This window comes from Paenibacillus polymyxa M1, from assembly GCF_000237325.1.
In the GTDB taxonomy this organism is placed as follows: domain Bacteria; phylum Bacillota; class Bacilli; order Paenibacillales; family Paenibacillaceae; genus Paenibacillus; species Paenibacillus polymyxa_C.
In genome coordinates this window covers 131,618-143,906 of the sequence record NC_017543.1, presented here as the reverse complement: position 1 = coordinate 143,906, position 12,289 = coordinate 131,618, and the positions used below count along the sequence as shown (strand labels likewise).

17 protein-coding genes and 1 pseudogene are annotated in these 12,289 nt (G+C 33.4%); 13 read left to right on the top strand and 5 right to left on the bottom strand.

The genetic code is table 11. From position 1 onward, the window contains the following. Positions 1-125 precede the first annotated feature (125 nt). The 7 genes from PPM_RS26930 to PPM_RS26900 all read left to right on the top strand — a co-directional run bounded on the left by PPM_RS26930 (position 126) and on the right by PPM_RS26900 (position 3,408). The gene (locus PPM_RS26930) at positions 126-875 is read left to right on the top strand and encodes a VWA domain-containing protein (protein WP_014600145.1); all 750 of its coding nucleotides are present in this window, start codon (positions 126-128) and stop codon (positions 873-875) included. Between the two features lie 24 nt (positions 876-899). After that, positions 900-1,184: a hypothetical protein gene (locus tag PPM_RS26925; RefSeq protein WP_014600144.1), complete on the top strand. Its 285-nt coding sequence runs from the start codon at positions 900-902 to the stop codon at positions 1,182-1,184. Positions 1,185-1,342: 158 nt separating this feature from the next. Then, positions 1,343-1,663, top strand: coding sequence for a hypothetical protein (locus PPM_RS26920; RefSeq protein WP_014600143.1), 321 nt, complete (start codon positions 1,343-1,345; stop codon positions 1,661-1,663). Positions 1,664-1,915: 252 nt separating this feature from the next. Further along, complete coding sequence (locus PPM_RS26915; RefSeq protein WP_148266427.1) at positions 1,916-2,341, top strand: hypothetical protein; 426 nt, start codon at positions 1,916-1,918, stop codon at positions 2,339-2,341. A gap of 46 nt (positions 2,342-2,387) precedes the next feature. Beyond that, complete coding sequence (locus PPM_RS26910) at positions 2,388-2,675, top strand: hypothetical protein (RefSeq protein WP_014600141.1); 288 nt, start codon at positions 2,388-2,390, stop codon at positions 2,673-2,675. A gap of 32 nt (positions 2,676-2,707) precedes the next feature. Then, a complete protein-coding gene (locus tag PPM_RS29740) occupies positions 2,708-2,869 on the top strand; it encodes a hypothetical protein (protein ID WP_173364609.1) in 162 nt (53 codons plus the stop codon). A 263-nt stretch (positions 2,870-3,132) separates the two neighbouring features. Next, entirely contained in the window at positions 3,133-3,408 is a 276-nt protein-coding gene (locus PPM_RS26900) for a hypothetical protein (protein ID WP_014600139.1), read from the top strand. Between the two features lie 370 nt (positions 3,409-3,778). Here PPM_RS26900 and PPM_RS28110 read toward each other — a convergent pair whose 3' ends face one another. After that, positions 3,779-4,585: an HD-GYP domain-containing protein gene (locus PPM_RS28110; protein WP_014600138.1), complete on the bottom strand. Its 807-nt coding sequence runs from the start codon at positions 4,583-4,585 to the stop codon at positions 3,779-3,781. Between the two features lie 329 nt (positions 4,586-4,914). Between PPM_RS28110 and PPM_RS26890 the strand changes: the two genes are divergently transcribed. The 6 genes and pseudogenes from PPM_RS26890 (at position 4,915) to PPM_RS26870 (ending at position 7,582) form a co-directional block, all read left to right on the top strand. Beyond that, a complete protein-coding gene (locus PPM_RS26890; protein ID WP_025675190.1) occupies positions 4,915-5,109 on the top strand; it encodes a hypothetical protein in 195 nt (64 codons plus the stop codon). Position 5,110: 1 nt separating this feature from the next. Then, positions 5,111-5,707: a hypothetical protein gene (locus PPM_RS26885; protein ID WP_014600137.1), complete on the top strand. Its 597-nt coding sequence runs from the start codon at positions 5,111-5,113 to the stop codon at positions 5,705-5,707. 79 nt (positions 5,708-5,786) lie between these two features. Further along, on the top strand, positions 5,787-6,038 hold the full coding sequence (locus PPM_RS26880; protein WP_014600136.1) for a hypothetical protein: 252 nt from the start codon (positions 5,787-5,789) through the stop codon (positions 6,036-6,038). Positions 6,039-6,503: 465 nt separating this feature from the next. Beyond that, a pseudogene (locus PPM_RS28950) lies at positions 6,504-6,602 on the top strand (TerD family protein); the annotation flags it as partial. Positions 6,603-6,770: 168 nt separating this feature from the next. Next, complete coding sequence (locus PPM_RS26875) at positions 6,771-7,346, top strand: RNA polymerase sigma factor (RefSeq protein WP_014600134.1); 576 nt, start codon at positions 6,771-6,773, stop codon at positions 7,344-7,346. A 35-nt stretch (positions 7,347-7,381) separates the two neighbouring features. Continuing rightward, positions 7,382-7,582 carry a hypothetical protein gene (locus PPM_RS26870; RefSeq protein WP_014600133.1) on the top strand — a complete coding sequence of 67 codons (201 nt, stop codon included), beginning with the start codon at positions 7,382-7,384 and terminating at the stop codon, positions 7,580-7,582. 852 nt (positions 7,583-8,434) lie between these two features. On the opposite strand, the gene PPM_RS26860 is transcribed toward PPM_RS26870, so the two are convergent. The 4 genes from PPM_RS26860 to PPM_RS26845 form a co-directional block, all read right to left on the bottom strand. Further along, entirely contained in the window at positions 8,435-9,094 is a 660-nt protein-coding gene (locus PPM_RS26860) for an ABC transporter ATP-binding protein (RefSeq protein ID WP_014600132.1), read from the bottom strand. 5 nt (positions 9,095-9,099) lie between these two features. Beyond that, positions 9,100-10,386, bottom strand: coding sequence for an ABC transporter permease (locus PPM_RS26855; RefSeq protein WP_014600131.1), 1,287 nt, complete (start codon positions 10,384-10,386; stop codon positions 9,100-9,102). Next, the gene (locus tag PPM_RS26850; RefSeq protein WP_014600130.1) at positions 10,383-11,435 is read right to left on the bottom strand and encodes an ABC transporter permease; all 1,053 of its coding nucleotides are present in this window, start codon (positions 11,433-11,435) and stop codon (positions 10,383-10,385) included. The genes PPM_RS26855 and PPM_RS26850 overlap by 4 nt, the downstream gene beginning before the upstream one ends. Positions 11,436-11,531: 96 nt before the next feature. Beyond that, a complete protein-coding gene (locus PPM_RS26845) occupies positions 11,532-11,936 on the bottom strand; it encodes a hypothetical protein (protein ID WP_014600129.1) in 405 nt (134 codons plus the stop codon). Positions 11,937-12,289: the final 353 nt, after the last annotated feature.

The following is a 12,289-nucleotide window of genomic DNA, read 5'->3' as shown; positions in this document are numbered from 1 at the left end:
GTTGCGAAGCACGCACAGCTCAACCCTAATGGGGTTAGTTGTGCTTTTTTTGTTTAACTGCTAAGGAAATCATATTTATCTAAACTAAAATTTTTTCAAAAAAGCAGAATTAGGAGGTTCAAGAAATGATTAATTTAGAAAAAGCACAAATTGAGTTAATTGATTTGAGCAAGAAAGCTTCAATTAGTTTAGCAAAAAGGGGATTAGGTGGTCAGAAGGCGAAAATTAGTGTCATTATTGATATCTCTCAATCAATGGATAGTCAGTTCCGTGATGGGAGAATACAACAGGCTTTTCAACGACTACTTGGTCTAGCCATGAACTTTGACGATAATGGTGCAGCGGATACATTTGCTTTTGGTATAAACCATTACTATCTTGGTGAAATTGAGCAAAACAACTTCTATCAGTTTGTTGATCGTGAGATATTGAATAAACATCGGCTTGAGGGTGGGACTAAGTATGCTGGTGTATTAAAACGGGTCGTTGATTTTTATTTTCCGGAAATAACAGTTAAGAAACCAGGATTTCTTGGTTTCGGACGTAAGTCTTACAATGTTAGAAACATTAGACCAGATCTACCATGCTTGGCGATTTTTATTACGGATGGAGATTGCCATGATCCAGAAGAAACTAAAAACATCATTCGAACTGCATCACATTTAGGTCTTTTTATACAGTTTGTAGGTATTGGTAAAAGTGATTTCTCATTTCTCAGTGAGTTGGATATTCTTGAAGATCGCTTTATCGATAATGCAAATTTTTTTAGTATAAATGATCTCTCAGAAATTAGTGATAACGAGTTGTATGATCGATTACTGAATGAATTTCCTCAGTGGCTTTTATTAGCTAAGCATAAGGGACTTATCATATAATTTAAGAAAGAAGGGCAGTTTAGAATGAAGCAACCAATTTCAGTCCTAAACGAAATGATTACTAAATCTCCCGCGTACTCTAACGCATCAAGACATTTTATAATACAGGCAGGGAAATTGAGTGAAACTAAACCAGTTCGTTTTGAAGGTTATTTGCTGACAGAAAAGGAAAAAGAGTATCTTATCGAAATGGTTTCCAAAAAGCTTTCGAAACGTGATATACCAGTAGATGGTGAAGTTTTTCTAGATTATCAATTTAGTTTAAATGGTGGACTTACGGATGGTTCTATTCATGTATATAATTTTTAGAAGGATTGCTAGGTGAGTACAATTACACAAAACTCACAATGCTAAAAGAAATATTAAAGGGACCAAGCTGAATTAGAGGAGAAGCTTAAAGTATTTCTTCTAAAAATTATTAATGGATCATTGTAAATCAAATTTTTCATTACAAGGAGTATATGAAAATGGGACACGATATTAGTGGGTATAACAAAGAAAACAAAGAAGTTGTGTATACTCGATACGGATCTTGGAACGAAGGCGCAAGGTATTTATATAGAGTTCTAGATGTTCAATCATTAGACGGTGAGGACAGTGGTGTAGGTGAAGAAATTTATTTCGATGAAAACCAAATTAAAAATGCTATTTTAAAATCCGAAACAATTGATTGGTCTAGCATTGAACAAACCGAGCCTGAGTATGAGAAAGACAAATTAGCCAAGTTTCTCGATGGACTTTTAACCATAGCTACCAACGAAGGCAAGGTAAAGGTCTATTTTGGATAAATCGTACAGTTTATCGTAAAGGAAGCGATGAGGGTGCTGAAAAATAAGCAACATGGTAGATGGCATCACATTTATTCTGGCAGTTATAAAGACAAGAATATCAATAAAGCAACGCCTGGAAAGTATCTATTCTTCTCAAACGATAGAGTCTAACTGATTCGGATAGCTGAAACAGAAATAGAGCAAAATGGATTCTATTGGGCTAAAGTAGTCGATGAACCTCAGACACCCTCAAGTGGTTATGTTTTGTGTTTGAACTGGAACGATGATTCAAGATTGGATGAGCTTAAAGAGAGATATCATGACAAAATTAAATGGAAATCCGACGAGGATACTCGAAACGGAAAGTACTCTGAAGGTTATTCTACATTTGATATAATGGGATGTGTGCCGTTCGATTTAAAGTATAGAAAGCTTTACGAGGACTACTATAGAACATGGTTCCATGACAACCGCCACGATGAAAAGTATGACTTTGATAAGATTATTGATGAAGTGGTAGATGAAATATGCGTGAACTTACCAGAGGAGTATTTAGCTAAAATGTCTCACTTTGACCTTTCGGTTATATCAATAAAGAAAAATCATCGCAAGGCATATATTGAAGTAAAAACTCAAAGGAAAGATGAAATGAAGTTTGGTGAAAAGGTAATATCAATTAAAGGTGTTACTGTGTAGGCAGCAAATCGGATGAATTTTCCTTTTACAGAAAGGGGTTGTAGTCTTGACCACAACTTTGTCAGTGAAGGTAAAGAAAGATGGAAGCATTGAATTGCTGGATTTATTTGATGCACTTTCACTAGAACTGATAAGCAGAGTCCCCGGCCTTTTGAAAGCAAACCCATTATTTGACGACAAGAGAAAGAATGCATTATTGATCAAGGAAATAAACGAACTAATTTATAACAAGAAACTAGACGAACAATTCACGCTGGCAAAAAACAGTTCCTTGGAATTTAAAATGATGCTTGCTGGTGTAATTGAAAAGTTGATTCGTTACGAGAACAGATGAAATTTTCCTTTACTAAGAATGGAGGTTTAGGTATGCAGAATGAGAGCAAGCAAAAGGTTGAGGAGTGCTATGATGCTTTAGAATGGGTCGTAATTCAATTTAAAAAAGTTCTATCTGGAGAAGTCGCAGGGAATGTACAAGAAAGCCTATCCTATGCTGAATCAATCCTAAAAACAGATAAAAGTTTACTTTGATTAAAAATGGAGGCTAGTTAATGCAATTGTATGAGATTTGGTGTAATGAAGCTTGTCAAGAAAACCGTTGGCACACAAAGACTTTTTTACAAATGAGGAATTGGCAGAAATGATCGAAGAATACGACGAGCGTTATTACTTGGAAGGGTTAGAGAAATTCTAACTGATAACAAGAGATCTTTCTGACCATATTCTATTAGTGTTAATACCGGGAATCCTTTTGGATAGACATCAAAGAAGACGACAATGAGGGGACTACAACAATGAGCGAACAAGAATTTAAGATCAGGCTGCTTACAAGTAATCAATACAGTGAGTTTTATTTTTATGCCTCTATCGATGAGCTAGAAGAGTATTTAAATGAAACGTTGGCAATAACACCAGAACAGTTTTTAGAGTGTTACACTTTGGTGCAGTCACGACAGTTTTTTGAATGGATTAAAGTGAAATCTAATCAATTAAATCAGAATGAACTAAAGGAAACAAATGAAGAATTAAAGAAACCAAAAGAACCAAAAGAACCAAAAGAACAAGAATAGTAGAAGGTTGATTTTACTACGAGAAGGAGGTGGTAATTTGAGTCTATATGAAAATTTGTCGGAACTTTTCCATAAATTAGGTTGGGAGAACTAGGAACTACATGTCGCGGTAGAAGATGATAATAAAAATGAAATATTGCGACTTAATGATAATTCATTAATGCAACAAAGCGAATAATAATATATTGAAAAAATACATACAAAATTTTCGTAAAAATGTAGATGGGTGGGATATAATCTAATTTAAGCTTCAATCAAAATCATATTACTATGAGTTGAGTTAACTTAACTCAACTCAACTATAATTATAAAACATTAAATGAAGTTCTAAATAGGATCTTTTCTAATCTTAGAATCAAAAACATAATCGCTAAGATGTTTTTTTTAATGTGATTGCTGACATTTTGCTGTTAGTTTCTTTTAAGTTTACATTATGAAAGCACTTAAAAAAATGATCCGCCACAACAGGGTCAAACTGCGAGCCTATATTATTTTTTATTATTTCAATAGCTTTTTCAGGGGGCATCGCAATACGGTAGGAACGCGAAGTTGTCATCGCGTCATATGCGTCACATAAGGCCACGATCCTTGCCTCAAGTGGGATTTCTTCGTTTGATAACCCTTTAGGATATCCCTTACCATCCACCCTCTCATGATGAAAAAGAACAATGTCTGGAATGCAAGTTTTTTCAAATACAGGTATTTTAGAGACAACTTGATATCCTCTCAAAGGATGTTGCTTCAACATTAAAAATTCTTCTTCTGATAACTCCCCAGGCTTATTTATAATCTCCGATGGAATATATATTTTGCCTAGATCATGTAATTTGCACCCAATATAAATATTTTTACAAACCTCATCTGAAAGTTGCATACTTTTAGCAACATGATATGCATATTTAGCAACATTAGAGGAATGAGTTCCTGTATATTCGTCCCCTACCTCGATCATTGTAAAAAGAGAGGATAAAGTATTTTTTAATGTAAGGTCTTTTTTAATTTTAGAGTGAGGTAGGAGTATGGTAATGTACATATGAAATGCTATTAGAATAGTCCCTAAAATTAAAAAAGAAATTTGAATTGAGGATAAGCTCTGTTGATCACTAATATTTTCAAATGTAAAAAGACTGACTAATCCTATTATAAAACTCCAAAAAATACAAGAGACTCTCTTCAAAAAATTAGACACCTCCACAAAAGAAAGCACCACGAATATGACCTTTTCAGGACAAGTTCGTGGTGCTCCCACTTGATAGTTCTTTTGATTTCCTTTATTGTATCAAATATATTCAAGTTTGATAAACCTGTCTTAAGACCTATAAAAAAATCTTGACAATACGAAAGTCATAGGTTAATTTATAAATATACAAGAAAGTTACCAATTATATTAAGAATTTAAAAATAAATGTTTTATGAGGAAGCACCTCTTAGGCAAGAGAAAAACTTGCATAAGGGGTGCTTTTTGTCTTTTTTTTACTTCTGAATAGAAAAGCTTAGGAGGTTTCTATGAATGTTGGGGATATAGTGGTTACAAAGCATGGGCAGAAGGGTGTCGTGAAAACTGCTCGTAAATGGAGTCGTAATGTGACGATTGAGATAAAAGTCGTAAAACATAATAACTGTCAGATAACTGTAAGAAGTCGATTTTTAGCATCGGAATTGCATGTTTTACAAAGAAAAATGGAATGGGGTATAAGATAACATGGAAAAACAGATTAAAATCAGAGAAATTGAGATGGATATACTCAATGTATTACGAAGTGGGGTAGAGGTTACACTTGACATTGCTACTCAACTCAATCGTACATATTCTGCCGTACATTCAGTACTAAATCGGATGGTAATGTACGATATAGCGCAAAGGAAAGGGAATGGAATTTATTCACCTGTTGATGGGAATTTCGTCGTTGCCCCTGATGTAGAGGTCGTAGCATACCGACGTAAAAGGCAAGATCGTTTATCATCAAAGGCTACAAGTGACGTCTTAAACATTGATCCTGAGATCATTAATTTTGTCCGTACTGAATATTGTAATAACGTAGACCGCAGTATTATCCAAAGTCGTTTGAAAGATAATGGAGTGCACATAAATAAATATATGGTAAACCAAATCATATATACTTACGGGATGGATCAGGAACTTTCAAAACAAAATCGCGAGAAAATCACAAATGATGTTGTCGAATTTGTCCGTCTTCAATATTTTAGTAATGTAGAAGGAAGCATTATACAAAATCGACTGAAAGAAAATGGAGTAAATTTAAGTAAGTTTAATCTTAATCAGATTATCTATGCATAAGCGTACAAACAAATTTTTACAAACCAATTCATTACTAATGAGATGAATTTTTCATAAAGTCAAGTTATAGGAGATACCCATGTTTGATGGCTTAATTGTTCTTCTTATGCTGTTTATTGTTCTTGTATATTTAGTCAATTCAAGAGGTATGAAAGAGGCTGCTATACAAATGATCCAGTCTACAGAAATGACTGTGAATGATCCTGACAAAGAAATTCGGAAGCTCCAACTACAAATTCATTGGTGTACATCTGGCATGGTATCTCTAGCCATCGTCATATTGGCTTTAGGTGTAGTGGTTATTTGGCAATTTGCAATATTACTATTTTAGTAGAAATTGCTTAAGGGAACTTTATCAGAACAAGTGAATAGGAAGTGAAAGCTACTGGTGGGCATCGCCAATTCAAACAGTACAACTTATTTCTAAGTTCTTCATAAGCAAAAGGACTACATTTATGGCAGGTTGCAGTATGATTCATGATGCTAATGAACGCAATCAAAAATCTGGACAAGTTATACGCCTTTGTGTGTGTTCTGAATGGTGCAAATAATGGGGAGTAGATCAAATTTAACCCGGGTAAAGACTTTTCTGTAGGAACTGCAGTTATTAGTGGGTAACTAAATCGCAACAAATGATTAATGGAAATTCAACGTGGTAGAAGCTGGATATATCTATGGGCATAAAAGACTTTGTTAGGACTGCGGTGCCCCTTTCTAACCGGCCATACACTATAGTAATTAATTTTAACTGGCCGCACGAATGCGGCTCTTTTCATGGAAAACTAGTTGGAGCTTTATGGAATCAATTAATCTCGCAAAAGGCCAAAGAATCGATTTGACTAAAGGGAATCCAGGTCTGATAAAGGCGATTATTGGTCTAGGATGGGACACTAATTAGATAAACTCGTTAGTAAGCAATACTAACTAATGTTCAATATAGGTGCATTAACTAAATGACTCCATAATATTTAGAACATCACTTGAAAGTCTCCTTGTTAGTGGCCTTTTCTCAAACAATAAATGCTCTGATACAATAAAGAGCTAATATTTAATTGGAGGGAAAATGAATCCAAGTATATCAGTTGAAAACCTAAAAAAATTGCTTACAGAAGATGAGCAGGCTTTTACTCAATTTTATAAAGAATATCATGCTATGCTCTATTACCATGCACTTAAATATATGAAAAATCATGAGGATGCTGAAGATATTGTTCAAGAGGCATTTACTCGTATTTATCTCAACATTCAAAAATTTAATTTCTCTTGTAAAATAAGTACATGGATGAAAGGGATCGTCAAAAATTTATGTATAGATCGTTTTCGTGAAAAAAGTAGAAAGTCATCCACTTCCTTAGATGTACCAATTGGCGAAGATAATTCGAACCTTGTCGACACCATTATTGATGAAGGAAAGCTTCCTGAACAACTTGTTATTGAAAAAGAAGAACACATAAGCATAATAAATATAGTTGAAGAGATGCCACTCTCCTATAGAAATGTATTTGTCTTAAGATTCTTTTCTGACTACTCTATGAAGGAAATTTCAAATAATCTTTCTATGGAACTAAATACGGTAAAAACCAATATTTTTAGGAGTAAGAAATTTTTAAAAGGTAGACTATTACAATTTTTAATATGAAGAATTAAGACTATGCTATAGATAGAGGGTAATATATGAAACTGCGAACTTGCCATGGCAAGATCATGGAATTAGAAGTTATTAAGGATGAGTACGATCCAGAAGATATGATTTTTTCATTTAATTGTAGTGTTTGTGAAGATGGATACTCGGTAGGATGGTTAGAATTATGTGGAGATGTTATATATCTTGAAAAGGATGCATTACAGCGTTTAAAGAATAACAATAATGATTAATATCAGGAGAGATCACCATGTTTCTTGTGTCATTTCTTGGTTCCATCATATTTCTTTATGTATTTACAGGCCTTATCTTAGGAATTATGTGGTTTGCTTTAGCGAAAATACTAGAGCTTGATAATCAGAGCGATTATTGGAGCCTCATATTAAATTCCCCGATTGGTCTAGCATATTTTTTGGTTGTGATGCTATTTTTTTGGCTCCCAGCCCTGTTACCTTTTATACGGCAATGGAAAAGTGTTTTTTCACCTGAAAATCAAGGCACTTCTCAGTTTCAACAAGTTACATGGAGAAGAATTATCTTAAGGCCATTCCGATCGCTAAAGGAACATATTTTTAATTGGTATTACATACAATAAACAATCGGAATATTATTGAATAGAAAGGCCCCAAGCATAGAACTTTTTTTTTGTAGTGCTATTTAAATATTTAGCTTGTGCCTATCCACTTGCAATATTTCTATTAGGGATGGGTACACGCACAACAATTCCCTGGAAGAGTTCACTAGTTAACAAGTTTTCTTCTGTTTTACACAAGACTTTTTGACCAATTGTATAATGGTTTTTCCTCACAAGCATTAGCTTCGAATGTCTTTCTCTCCTAGGATACTCCATCCAAAAAAACGAGCAAAATTTCTGGGTATATAGGTTCTTACTGATTCGAGCTGACTAGCTAGAATCTAAATCGAGAAACGCTATACCCTTAGCCAGAGCCCTTAAGCGACAGAGAACGCAGCCCAAGAAGCTATAATTCCTGTCGCCAGATTAACACGACCCACAGATCGCAGAGCCTTGATACAAACTAAGTATTGAACGCCGAATTATTCCGTTAGAGCATTAAAAATGCTATTTAAACTAACTCCCCATTTTTTATTGAATATATTTTATGGCATCTTTCTGCTACTTGTTGATTATGAGTTACAATAATGATTGTTTTGCCTTGTTGGTTTAGTTCTTTGAAAAGAGAAAGTACTTCGATTTCTGTCTGTTCATCTAAAGCCCCGGTTGGTTCATCAGCTAAGATAAGTTTTGGATTTTGGATAAGTGCTCTAGCAATGGCAATTCGTTGGAGCTCCCCTCCAGACAATGTATCTATGGAGTTATACTGCAAGGGTTTAATATCTAATGCAGCAAGAACGAATGCTACTTTTTTATCAATATCAGCTTTTGAGGATTTTGTGTATCGCAAAGGTAAAGCAATATTATCAAAAACATTTTTACTATCAATAAGTGCAGAATTTTGGACTACATAGCCAATATTTTTTCTTCTGAAATTAGCAGACTGTTCCAGGCTCATTTCATTCACATTTTCATTGCCATAGAAATAAGTACCGCCTTCTGCTTTCAACAAACCTGCCATAATATTTAACAAGGTAGATTTCCCAGAACCGCTTCTCCCCATGATAGCAATCATATCACCTTGATTTACTTCCAAATTTATATCTTTCAATACATCTATTTTACGATTTCCAACGGAATAATATTTTCTTAAATTTTTAATTTGAATCACAACATTCACTCCGTTCGTTTTAGCAATTTACTGATTTCTAATTTTCTGAATTGTATCAGTATTGGAATTACTGAAAAAAGAACCATTCCTATAATGCAAGATAGAATCAATAAGAGGTAAGAACTAAATAGAAAATCAACAAAGAATTTATAAAGCATAAGAAAAAGAATTCCAGGAAGCAAAATTATACTTATTACTTCAGCTACGTAGTAAGAAAACACCTGTTTCATAGAGGCTCCAGAAATCAAATGTACAGATATATTTTTTAATTGATCTTGTAACTTAGTTATAATTAAGATACTAATACTAAGAACACAAATAACGAATATTACTGTTGTTATAAGACTTAGCCATGACATACTTACCTCAAGGGTAGAGAGTATATAAGTTAAAGGAAGCTTATTTGCGCCAAGAATACCTATCTTATGGAAATCAGATATTTCTTTTATCTCTTCTAGCTTGTTTTGGACAACGTACTCATTTTCAGGACTAAAAATATGCCCGTTAATTAATTGGAGGTAATGTTTCCTCTGAAACGATAATTCATGCTCATTAACAGGAGCAGGGAATTCTTGAGCAGGCATAACTATATAACGATCCAAATATATTTCTGGAAATTGTGCATTAAATACCAGAGTATTTGGCTGAATGAACCCTTTAACTACTAACGTGAAGTCTTTCATCAAATAATTAGCTGTTATTGTATCACCAATTTGATATTTTCCTTCATATTCAGATCCTAAAAGTATAGGAATATCTTTATTATTCTTATTGACGAAGTCATCTGTCGAAAAAGGCGCTCCTTTATTGACCTTAATAGAATAATTTTTAAAAGCTTGTTCATTCATTTGTACAGCTTTAGTTGCATAATAGGGCTCTTTGTTATTTAATCGGAATGCTGGACTATCTATTCCATCTTCGTATCCAAAGAGAAACTTCTGATCCCACTTTTTTGAATCAGGTAGGACAGCGATAGATTGGTTAAACAAGTAAATATATTTATCATCCAGAATTTTATTTAAGTTATTGTAGAATGTCTTTGCAATTACTAAAAATTGGGGATTGTTTGTAAATTCCTTCATATCTTGATCTTCAAGTAATGTATCGGAAAGCTGATAATCATTCATAGCTTTGAGTGAATTAACTTGGTCTGATTTTTTTTCAATATTAGAGTACTGTAAAAAAAGAGTAGTAATCAGAGCAAAAAAAATAACAATTTGAAGTATGATTAACAAGGAGAACATTTTTTTTCGTTTGAGACTCTCTACGACTTCGGTAATGATCATTTTCATTTATCTAAATATCCTTTCAAAGTTATCTGTTCAATTGTCTTTTTAAAAGATATCCAAACAGATAGTGCTGATGGGAGTAAGATGATAATGTAGCCCTTAAAAAATTCGAAAGCATATCTTAACAATTCATTAAAATTCGAAGAGGTATTTAGGATCAAAAATAAAAAGCTGATAAGGCAAACAGCTAGGTAACATATGAATGTGATTAAAAAGAATGACATTGCAAAACGCTTGAAAATCTGGTTAGTTTTTATGCCACTTTGCCAGAGGATTAAGATTTCTGTTTTCTTTGTTTTAATCCAGTAGAAAGCAAAGATAAAACTTGAACAAATAAGTATCAAAATAATGAAAATAAGTGTCAAGACCTGTAAAACATCCATATTTAATAACCGAGTAGAACCACTATTTCCCCTATCAAATACATTAACTGATAAGGTACTGTCTTTAAATTTCATTATCCCTTCTGGAGTGATTGGGTTTTTATTTATATTAAGGACATAAATTTTAGATTGTAATGAATTTTTAAAATCCACGCCATCTATATTTAACAATACTGTGTTATCGAGTTTGGAAGGATATTCTGCGCCCATTGTTCCAATAATCTCAAAGTCTCTTCCAAGATAGTTGTAGTAAGATTTATTGTTTTGAACTTTTATATTGGTTTTATCAACATTCTTACCTACAACAGCTATTTTCTTATTACTGTAGAAATCAGTACTATTAAAAAATCTTCCTGACACCATGGGAGGGAGATTAGTATCATTTTTAAAATAAATGGCTCGAATGTCCTGAATTTCATTTTTGAATTTTATAGTTTCTAGTTCCGAGAAAATGGTGTAGGATTGCGAGGTATCAATTTTACTCCAATCCAATGGTTCTTCATGGCTATCCACGGTGAAGGAGATACTGTTTTCATTATATAAACTTCTAGATAATATATTTAACTCTTTATGTTTTACTTGGTAGTAACCAAATGAAATTACAATAAGGCTTAGCAATAAATACAATATCGCAACCCATAGTGTGCTGTTTCTTGTGGTTATTTTCATTTTTTATACCCTCTTTAAAGAATAGTGAGATTGCCGGATAAAGAGGAGCAATCTCACTATTTCACAATTTATATTATTTTCAGCTATTTATACGTATTAATCCTTACCATAATAAGTTTTAGCTAAGAAGTTTGGATCTGCATAAGGAGAAGCTGCATAAGTGTTTACATACCCGTATTGTCTACCACTATCCGTAACAGCATTACCACCAGGTAATTCCATTCGTGCTCTTGTGTAATGGTACGTGTCTTTCCACCAAGTGGTTCCTACAGCTCGTTCAGCTCCCCAAGAGTTTCTTTCTGCCCAACCATTATGGTCAACTATCACCTCAGCGCTTGGAGATATTTTTCTCTCTGTTGTGGAAAAATACCCCCCATCCTCGCTCCATCCTCCTTTAACAGTTTCATCTGGGGAACTTGGAGTGGCAAGCGCAGAATTTGAAAATCCGATTAAAAATGCAAAGCCAGCTAAGAGTGGAACTAGTTTCTTTTTATTTCCCATTTGAATCCTCCTAAATTTTATATATACAAAAATTCACAGAATAATAGGGTGAATTTTTTGTACTCAAATTTCATCGTTTTCTAATGGTTTCTTTACATATAATTAATATAAAAAACATAAATTACAAAAATATATTTGTTATTGTAAATTATATTGAATGTCGAAGTAAGGGGAAACTTGTCATAAAACAAAAAAATAAAAGAACTATCACAGTAAGAAATGCAACTGTTCGTTTAAAATAAAGTTCTAGACTGGAGTTGTTGATCTAATGTGGTTTTTCAATTATTAATTTGGCAGCCTTCGCAAAATAAGTTTTAGACTGTTCCAATAAAGTAAGCAGCGGCGGACTAAGA

Bases quoted from the DNA above. Each gene is read 5' to 3' on its own strand.
- PPM_RS26930 (WP_014600145.1), top strand. From the start codon at position 126: ATGATTAATTTAGAAAAAGCACAAATTGAGTTAATTGATTTGAGCAAG.
- PPM_RS29740 (WP_173364609.1), top strand. From the start codon at position 2,708: ATGCAGAATGAGAGCAAGCAAAAGGTTGAGGAGTGCTATGATGCTTTA.
- PPM_RS26920 (WP_014600143.1), top strand. From the start codon at position 1,343: ATGGGACACGATATTAGTGGGTATAACAAAGAAAACAAAGAAGTTGTG.
- PPM_RS26845 (WP_014600129.1), bottom strand. From the start codon at position 11,936: ATGGGAAATAAAAAGAAACTAGTTCCACTCTTAGCTGGCTTTGCATTT.
- PPM_RS26855 (WP_014600131.1), bottom strand. From the start codon at position 10,386: ATGAAAATGATCATTACCGAAGTCGTAGAGAGTCTCAAACGAAAAAAA.
- PPM_RS26885 (WP_014600137.1), top strand. From the start codon at position 5,111: ATGGAAAAACAGATTAAAATCAGAGAAATTGAGATGGATATACTCAAT.
- PPM_RS26890 (WP_025675190.1), top strand. From the start codon at position 4,915: ATGAATGTTGGGGATATAGTGGTTACAAAGCATGGGCAGAAGGGTGTC.
- PPM_RS26870 (WP_014600133.1), top strand. From the start codon at position 7,382: ATGAAACTGCGAACTTGCCATGGCAAGATCATGGAATTAGAAGTTATT.
- PPM_RS26850 (WP_014600130.1), bottom strand. From the start codon at position 11,435: ATGAAAATAACCACAAGAAACAGCACACTATGGGTTGCGATATTGTAT.
- PPM_RS26900 (WP_014600139.1), top strand. From the start codon at position 3,133: ATGAGCGAACAAGAATTTAAGATCAGGCTGCTTACAAGTAATCAATAC.
- PPM_RS26875 (WP_014600134.1), top strand. From the start codon at position 6,771: ATGAATCCAAGTATATCAGTTGAAAACCTAAAAAAATTGCTTACAGAA.
- PPM_RS26880 (WP_014600136.1), top strand. From the start codon at position 5,787: ATGTTTGATGGCTTAATTGTTCTTCTTATGCTGTTTATTGTTCTTGTA.
- PPM_RS26925 (WP_014600144.1), top strand. From the start codon at position 900: ATGAAGCAACCAATTTCAGTCCTAAACGAAATGATTACTAAATCTCCC.